Origin of the sequence: Lapillicoccus sp. (genome assembly GCF_036559105.1) — a bacterium.
GTDB lineage: Bacteria > Actinomycetota > Actinomycetes > Actinomycetales > Dermatophilaceae > Lapillicoccus.
Genome location: NZ_DATBTV010000117.1, coordinates 20096 through 27264, shown reverse-complemented (window position 1 = coordinate 27264; position 7169 = coordinate 20096). Strand labels below are relative to the sequence as shown.

The window sequence follows — 7169 nt, the reverse complement described above, 5'->3', positions numbered from 1 at the left end:
AGCAGGGACCACAGGAGGTACCCGCGGACGTCGGCGCCGGCGTCGATGGCGTCGCGGACGGCGGTCAGGTGGCGGCGGACGTACTCGGTGCGTTCCACGTCATGGATTCGGCCGTCGGGGGAGACGACGTCGGGGTAGGCGGCGCCGTTCTCGGTCACCATCAACGGGATTCCCGGATAGTCCTTCGCGGTCCGGATCAGCAGCTCGGTGAGCCCAGCCGGGTCGACGAGCCACCCCATCTGGGTCCGGTGCCCCGTCTCGAGGACGAAGTCGACGTCGTCCGGCCCGGGCCACGGCGGCTGCGCGGCGACCTTGTGGCCGTCCTCCCGGTTGCGCTCGGTAACACCGTCCCACTTCCGGGCGACGCTGGTCGTGTAGTAGTTCACGCCGAGGACGTCGATGGGCTGGTGGATCGCCTGCAGGTCCCCGTCACGGACGAACGACCAGTCGGTGACCGACGCGGTGTCGGCGAGCAGGTCCTCGGGGTAGGCGCCGTCGAGCTCCGGACCGAGGAACGCCCGGTTGCCGAGGGCGTCGAGCCGCCGGACGACGTCGAGGTCCTCCGGCGAGTGCGGGTCGGCCGGGCGGATCAGGTGCAGGTTGTGCGTGACCGAGGCACGAGCACCCGGACGCGCCGCTCGCAGCGCCTGCACCGCCAGACCGTGCCCGAGGTTGAGGTGGTGGACGGCCGCCAGTGCGTCGGCCTGGTTCTCGCGGCCCGGCGCGTGGACGCCGGAGCAGTAGCCGAGGTAGGCGGTGCACCACGGCTCGTTGAGGGTGGTCCAGGTGTGCACCCGGTCGCCCAGCACCTCGGCGACCTTGCCCGCATACGTCGCGAACGCCTCGGACGTCGCCCGGGACGTCCAGCCGCCGGCGTCCTCGAGCTCCTGGGGCAGGTCCCAGTGGTAGAGCGTGGCGATCGGCGCGACACCGGCGGCGAGGAGCCGGTCGACCAGCCGGGAGTAGAAGTCGAGGCCGCGCTGGTTGAAGGCTCCGGAGCCGCCGGGCTGGATCCGCGGCCACGCGAGCGAGAAGCGGTACGCCTGGAGACCGAGCTCCTTCATCAGGCCGACGTCCTCGGCCACCCGGTGGTAGTGGTCGGCGGCGACGTCGCCGGTGTCGCCGCGCAGCACCCTCCCCGGGGTGTGCGAGAAGGTGTCCCAGATCGACGGCGTGCGGCCGTCCTCGTGGACCGCCCCCTCGATCTGGTAGCTCGCCGTGGCCGCCCCGAACAGGAACCCGTCGGGGAAGGCGGACAGATCGGCAGTGGCGTCGTGCTCGGACATGGCAGTCGCTCCTGGTAGTGGCTCTCGTTGCGGGATGGGGTCGACGAGCTGGTTCGTGGTGCGCAGGATGCGCGGGTCGAGGAAGCACGAGGGGTCGACGTCCGCGGCGGACGTGACGTGGAAGGTCGTGGTCTCCCCGGCCAGCAGCGTGACCATGCCCTCGTCCACCACGGCGTCAGGGTCGAGCTTGTCGGCGAGCACCGTGACGTCGCGCTGCAGCGTCGCGGCGGTGACCGTCACGGCGTACCCGTCCGGTGTCCGCTCCGCCGCGGCCGATGCCCAAGCGTTGGTCAGGTGCAGGTCTCGGTCCTCCTGGAAGAACCACAGCGCGCGGTGCTCGCCGTCGGTGGCGACCAGCACCTCGTCGCGCGGGGACACCTCCCACGTCAGGGCGGCCGCGAGGGGAAGGGTATGCGTTCCGCGCGGGGGGACGTCGACGGTGACGACGCTGACGGCGCGTTCCAACCCGTCGAAGCTCTTGCGCTGCAACCGGACTCGCGTCTGCCACCGCTGGTCGGTGTCGTTGTCGAGAACCAGGGCGAGGCGGTGGTCGCGCGGCTGGATGGTCATCAGACGATCGGCGTAGGCGTGCCGGACCGCGTGCCAGATCGGCTTCCGGACGCCGCCGCTGTCGACCATCGCCCACGACGTGACCGGCCAGCAGTCGTTCAGCTGCCAGACGATCATGCCCTGGTTGCGGGGGTGCCACGAGCGCAGGTGCTCGATGCCGAACGCCACGGCACGGGCCTGCTGCACCGACATGGCCCAGTGCCAGCTCTCCATGCCGGCCGGCTCCTCGAGGTGTGGGGCGAGGCCCCGGGTCAGCTTGAGGTGGCCGTCCTCGGCCTTCTGGTGGCTCCGCATGCCCGGTGACGTCGGCATCAGCGGGTCGTCGTGGATCGCCGACGTGAGCGTCGACCAGGCCGGTGGGCCCTGGTAGCCGAACTCGGCGACGAAACGGGGCGTCGAGCTCCGGTAGGCCGTGTAGTCCAGCCGGTTCCAGACGTCCCAAAGATGGCTGGTTCCGTGGTCGGGGTCGTTGGGGTGCCACCGCTCGTCGAACGACCAGGGGCTGCCCGGCGAGTAGGGCCGGGTCGGGTCCAGCCGGGCCATCAGCCGGGGGAACAGTTCGAGGTAGTAGCCGCGACCCCACGTGAGATCGCCGAGCTCGCGGCGCCACCCCCAGTCCTCGTAGCCCCAGAGGTTCTCGTTGTTGCCGTTCCAGACGACCAGGCTGGGGTGCGGGCTCAGCCGGGTGACGGCCTCGGTGATCTCGGCGACGACCTCACCGCGCAGCGGCTCCTCCTCGGGGTAGGCCGCGCAGGCGAAGAGGAAGTCCTGCCAGACCAGGATTCCGGTCTCGTCGCAGACGTCGTAGAAGTCGTCGCTCTCGAAGAGACCGCCACCCCAGACGCGCAGCAGGTTGATGCTCGCCTCGGTACCGTCCGCGACCCGGGTCGCATACCTCTCCCGGTCGACGCGGTGCGGGAAGCAGTCGTCGGGGATCCAGTTGGCGCCCTTGACGAGCACCGGCCTCCCGTTGACGCGCAACGCGAACGGCGTGCCTTCGGCGTCCGGCGTCGTGTCGAGCTCCACGCTGCGGAAGCCGATGCGCTGGTCGCGACCGTCGACGACCTGGCCGTCGGCCAGCAGCTCGACCCGCAGGTCCGAGAGGGGCTGTGCGCCGTAACCGCGCGGCCACCACAGCGCCGGGTCGGGGACTTCCAAGACGAGGGTGGCGGCGTCGCCGACCACCTCGGAATCGACGGCGCGTCCTTCGCAGTCGGCGCGGATCGTCAACCGGGCAGGGGTGTCACGAACCACGTCGACGTGCACCTCGACCCGACCGACGCCGTCGACCACCGTGACGAGGGTCCGGACTGCGGCCAAACGGGCCGCGCGCCAGCGTTCGATGCGCGCTTCGCGCCAGATGCCGGCGGTGACGAGGTCGGGCCCCCAGTCCCAGCCGTAGTTGCAGGCCATCTTGCGGATCGCGTTGAACGGGTGGGCATTGGTGTGAATTCGAGGCTGTTGCTCCAGGCTCGCCAGCTCGGTGGCGGTCAGCTGGGCGGCGAAGTCGACGATCAGCTCGGTCTCTCCCCGCCGCACGAGGTCAGTGACATCGAACCGGTATGCGCGGTGCTGGTTGCGCGTGGTGCCGAGGACGCGGTCGCCCAGCCGGATCTCGGCAACGGTGTCCAGCCCGTCGAAGACCAGCTCGACGTGCTCCCCGTCCTCTGGCGCGGCGGTGGCGAGCGTCGTCGCATACCGCCAGCCCGTCCGCCCGACCCACTGCAGGGCCGCCTCGTTCTCGTCGAGGTACGGGTCGGGGATCAGCCCGGCCGCGAGCAGGTCGGTGTGGACGGTGCCGGGGACCGTCGTGGGGACGGCACGCCCGGCGACCTCCTGCGGCGCCGGTCCGTCCAGCGCCAGCAGGGTCCATCGGGTAAGGGGCTCTGCGGTCACTTCACCGCCCCGGCGGTCATCCCCGCGACGAAGTGGCGCTGCACGAGGAGGAACCCGATGACGACCGGGACGCTCACGACCAGCGACGCCGCCATGATCTGGTTCCAGTAGACGTTCTGGTACGTCGAGTACTGGCGCAGCCCGACGGCGAGCGTCCGGTTCTCGTCGGTCGTCATGACCGAGGCGAACAGCACCTCACCCCAGGCCGTCATGAACGAGTAGATCGCGACGGCGATGACACCGGGCCGGGCGGCCGGCAGGACGACCCGCCACAGCGCGCCGAGCGGCCCGCAGCCGTCGACCATGGCGGCCTCGTCGAGCTCCTTGGGGATGCTGTCGAAGTAGCCGACCAGCATCCACACCGAGAACGGCAGCGAGAACGTCAGGTACGTGAGGATCAGCCCGAAGTACGAGCCGACCAGCTGGATGCCGGTCGCCGAGTTGATGTTGACGAAGATGATGAACAGCGGGAGCAGGAAGAGGATCCCGGGGAACATCTGGGTCGACAGCACCGTCGTCGTGAAGACACCACGCCCGCGGAACCGGAAGCGGGACACCGCGAACGCCGCGATGATCGCGAGGATGACGCTGGCCACGGTGGCGCAGGTGCAGATGATCAGGCTGTTCACGAAGTACCGCGCCAGCGGGACGGTCGACCACATGTCGATGAACGGCTGGATAGTGAGGTTCGTCGGCCACCACGTGAAGGTGCCCTGGACGTCGGCCAGGGGCTTGAGCGAGGAGCTCACCATCGCGTAGAGCGGGATGAGCGTGAACAGCCCGAGCAGCGTCAGGGTCACGCCTCGGAAGACCTTGAACCCGGTGGTGTTACGCATGGCTGTCCTCCGTCCGGGCGGGCGCTTTCGGGGTCGGCTTCGACGCCGCCTTCGGGGTCGTGTTGCGTTCGCGGGTGATGAGGAGGTAGGCGGCCGTGACGACGAAGAGGAAGAGCAGCAGCAGCACCGACATCGCGGAGCCGATGCCGAAGTTCCAGGTCAGGAACGATGCGTTGTAGATGTGGAACGAGATGAGGTCGCCGCCCGGCGGCTGACTGTTCCCGAACAGCACGTACGGCGTGTTGAAGTCGTTGAAGGTCCACAGGAACAGCACGAGGACCAGGACCAGGTTCACCGGGCGTAGCGACGGCAGCGTGATGTGGCGCCACTGGCGCAGGTTGCCCGCACCGTCGACCGCGGCGGCCTCGTAGAGGTCGGCCGGGATGCTCTGGAGCCCGGCCATCAGGCTGAGGAACGCGAACGGCCACAGCCGCCAGACCGCCACGGTGACGATGGACGCGAAGGCGTTACCGCCCAGCAGCCAGAAGGGGCGGTCGCCGGTCAGGTGGAGGTTGTCGACGAGCACGTGGTTCACCAGGCCGGTGTCCCGCTGGAGCATGAAGTTCCAGGTGAGGATGCCCGCATAGGCCGGCAGCGCATACGGGACGAGGAAGATCGTCCGAACGAGGCCGCGGCCGCGGAACGGTTGCTGAAGAGCGACGGCGGCCGCCATCCCCAGACCCCAGGAGATGCCGAGCGCGAGCAGTGAGAAGGCGGCGGTCACGAAGAACGACTGGAGCAGGGCGGCTCCGATGCTCGCGTCGAAGTCGACCGCGATCGCGTAGTTCTGGAGGCCGGCGAACGGGGCGGCCGACCAGTTCGCGATGTAGATCTTGGTGAGCTTGATGAAGCTCATCCAGATGCCGACGAGCATCGGCACGATGTGGATGAGCAGCTCCATGATGACTGCGGGCAGCAGGAGCAGGTAGGGAAGCCACCGGCTGCGACGCGGGGAGGGCCGACGAGCCCTCTTCTTCTTGGTGGTCGTGGCCTTGGTGCTCAGGACACTGGTGGCCTGGTCGGGCTCGCGGATCGTCGACGCTGACACGGGCATACCTCCTGATGCCGGTGGTCCGGCCGGTCACGGGTGAGGTGACCGGCCGGACCCCTTGCGGGTAGGGGAGACGAAGGTCAGCTCGCCGCGGCGACCTGGTCCTGCGCGTCCTTCAAGGCTGCCTTGACATCATCGGCCGAGACGGTGCCGCCGGTGGCGATCTTGGCGAACATCGTGTTCATGGCCTTGCCGACGGTGCTCTCGAACTGGTCCTCACCGGGCACGAGCGGCAGCGGCTTCGACATGTTCGCGTAGATGTCCGCGAAGGTCTTCGCCTCTTCGGGGTTGTCGGTGAACACCGGGGTCTCGCCCTTGAGCACGGGGAGCGAGGAGAACGGCTTGCCCAGGGTCTTCTGGGTCTCCGGCGACGTCATGAACTTGACGAACTGGAGCGCGGCGTCCTTGTTCTTGGTGTTCTTGAAGATCGACATGTTGATGCCGGCGATGAACGTAGCGATCTTCTGGCCGCCGGTCGGCGACGGGAAGGGAACCACGCCGTACTCGTCGCTCTTCATCCCGTTGGACTGGATCGAGTTGTCGGCGTTGTTCTGGTTGAGGATCATCGCGACCTTCTTCGTCGCGAAGTCGTTGACCGCCTTGGTGCCGTTGTCGTACTGCGCGTTCGAGGTGTTGACGACCTTGTCCTTCTGCATCAGGTCGAGGTAGCGCAGCACACCCTTCACGTTGGCGTCACTGGTGAACGTCGGCTTGCCGGCGCTGTCGAACCACTCGCCACCGTTCTGGCTGCCGTTGATGAAGGCGAAGTGCACGTTCTCGGTGTAGCTGCCCGCGGCGAGCGAGAAGCCGTAGGTGCCCTTGGACGTGTTGGTGAGCTTCTGGGCCGCGGCGACCATCTCCTCCCACGTGGTGGGCGGCTGGATGCCGGCGTCCTTGAGCATCTGCTTGTTGTAGTAGAGGCCGTAGGCGAGACCGAGATAGGGGACCGAGGTCGGGTCCTGACCTGGCGCGCCGCCGGTGTCCATGGCGGGCTTGACGAACTTCTCCTTGCCGCCGATGGCCGTGAAGGCCGCGGCGTCGTAGGGCATGAACGCCCCGGTCGCCTGGAGCGAGGCAGCCCAGGTGTTGCCGATGTTGAGCACGTCGGGACCGGAGTTGGACGTGATCGCCGTCTGGATGCGGGTCTGCAGGTCGTTCCAGCCGATCACCTCGAGGTTGACCTTGATGCCGGTCTGCTGGGTGAACTGCGCCAGGACCGGGGTCAGGACTTCCTTGTCCTTGTCGAGGGACGGGGCCTGGTTGCTGGCCCAGTAGGTCAGCGTGGTTCCGGAGCCACCGCTGCCGGTGTCGGAACCAGAGCTCGACCCTCCGCTGCTGCTGCAGGCGGCGGCGCCGAGGGCGATGGCGGGCACGGTGATGGCCGCGATGGTGAAGCGCGAGAGGGAACGCAGTCTCACATCAGACTCCCTTGTCCTGAAGTGGGGATGACGGGCGTCTCCGAGACTCGACCTAACCGGTTAAGGTGTCAAGTGAACCGGTTAAGTCGTGATCATTTCGTGACCTGTTCGC

4 protein-coding genes are annotated in these 7169 nt (G+C 68.3%); all 4 read right to left on the bottom strand.

The annotated features are described in order from the left end of the window. On the bottom strand, positions 1-3752 hold a 3752-nt coding region (locus VIG79_RS14990; protein WP_331887079.1), incomplete at its 3' end, for a GH1 family beta-glucosidase. After that, positions 3749-4588 (bottom strand): carbohydrate ABC transporter permease, encoded by an 840-nt coding sequence (locus VIG79_RS14985; protein WP_331887077.1) that lies wholly within the window; start codon positions 4586-4588, stop codon positions 3749-3751. The genes VIG79_RS14985 and VIG79_RS14990, both read right to left, overlap by 4 nt. Continuing rightward, a complete protein-coding gene (locus VIG79_RS14980) occupies positions 4581-5636 on the bottom strand; it encodes a sugar ABC transporter permease (RefSeq protein WP_331887075.1) in 1056 nt (351 codons plus the stop codon). Before VIG79_RS14980 ends, VIG79_RS14985 begins: the two co-directional genes overlap by 8 nt. An 83-nt stretch (positions 5637-5719) precedes the next feature. Beyond that, complete coding sequence (locus tag VIG79_RS14975; protein WP_331887073.1) at positions 5720-7057, bottom strand: sugar ABC transporter substrate-binding protein; 1338 nt, start codon at positions 7055-7057, stop codon at positions 5720-5722. Positions 7058-7169 lie beyond the last annotated feature (112 nt).

Excerpts from the sequence above, each read along its gene's own strand:
- VIG79_RS14985 (WP_331887077.1), bottom strand. The coding sequence starts at position 4,588 with ATGCGTAACACCACCGGGTTCAAGGTCTTCCGAGGCGTGACCCTGACG.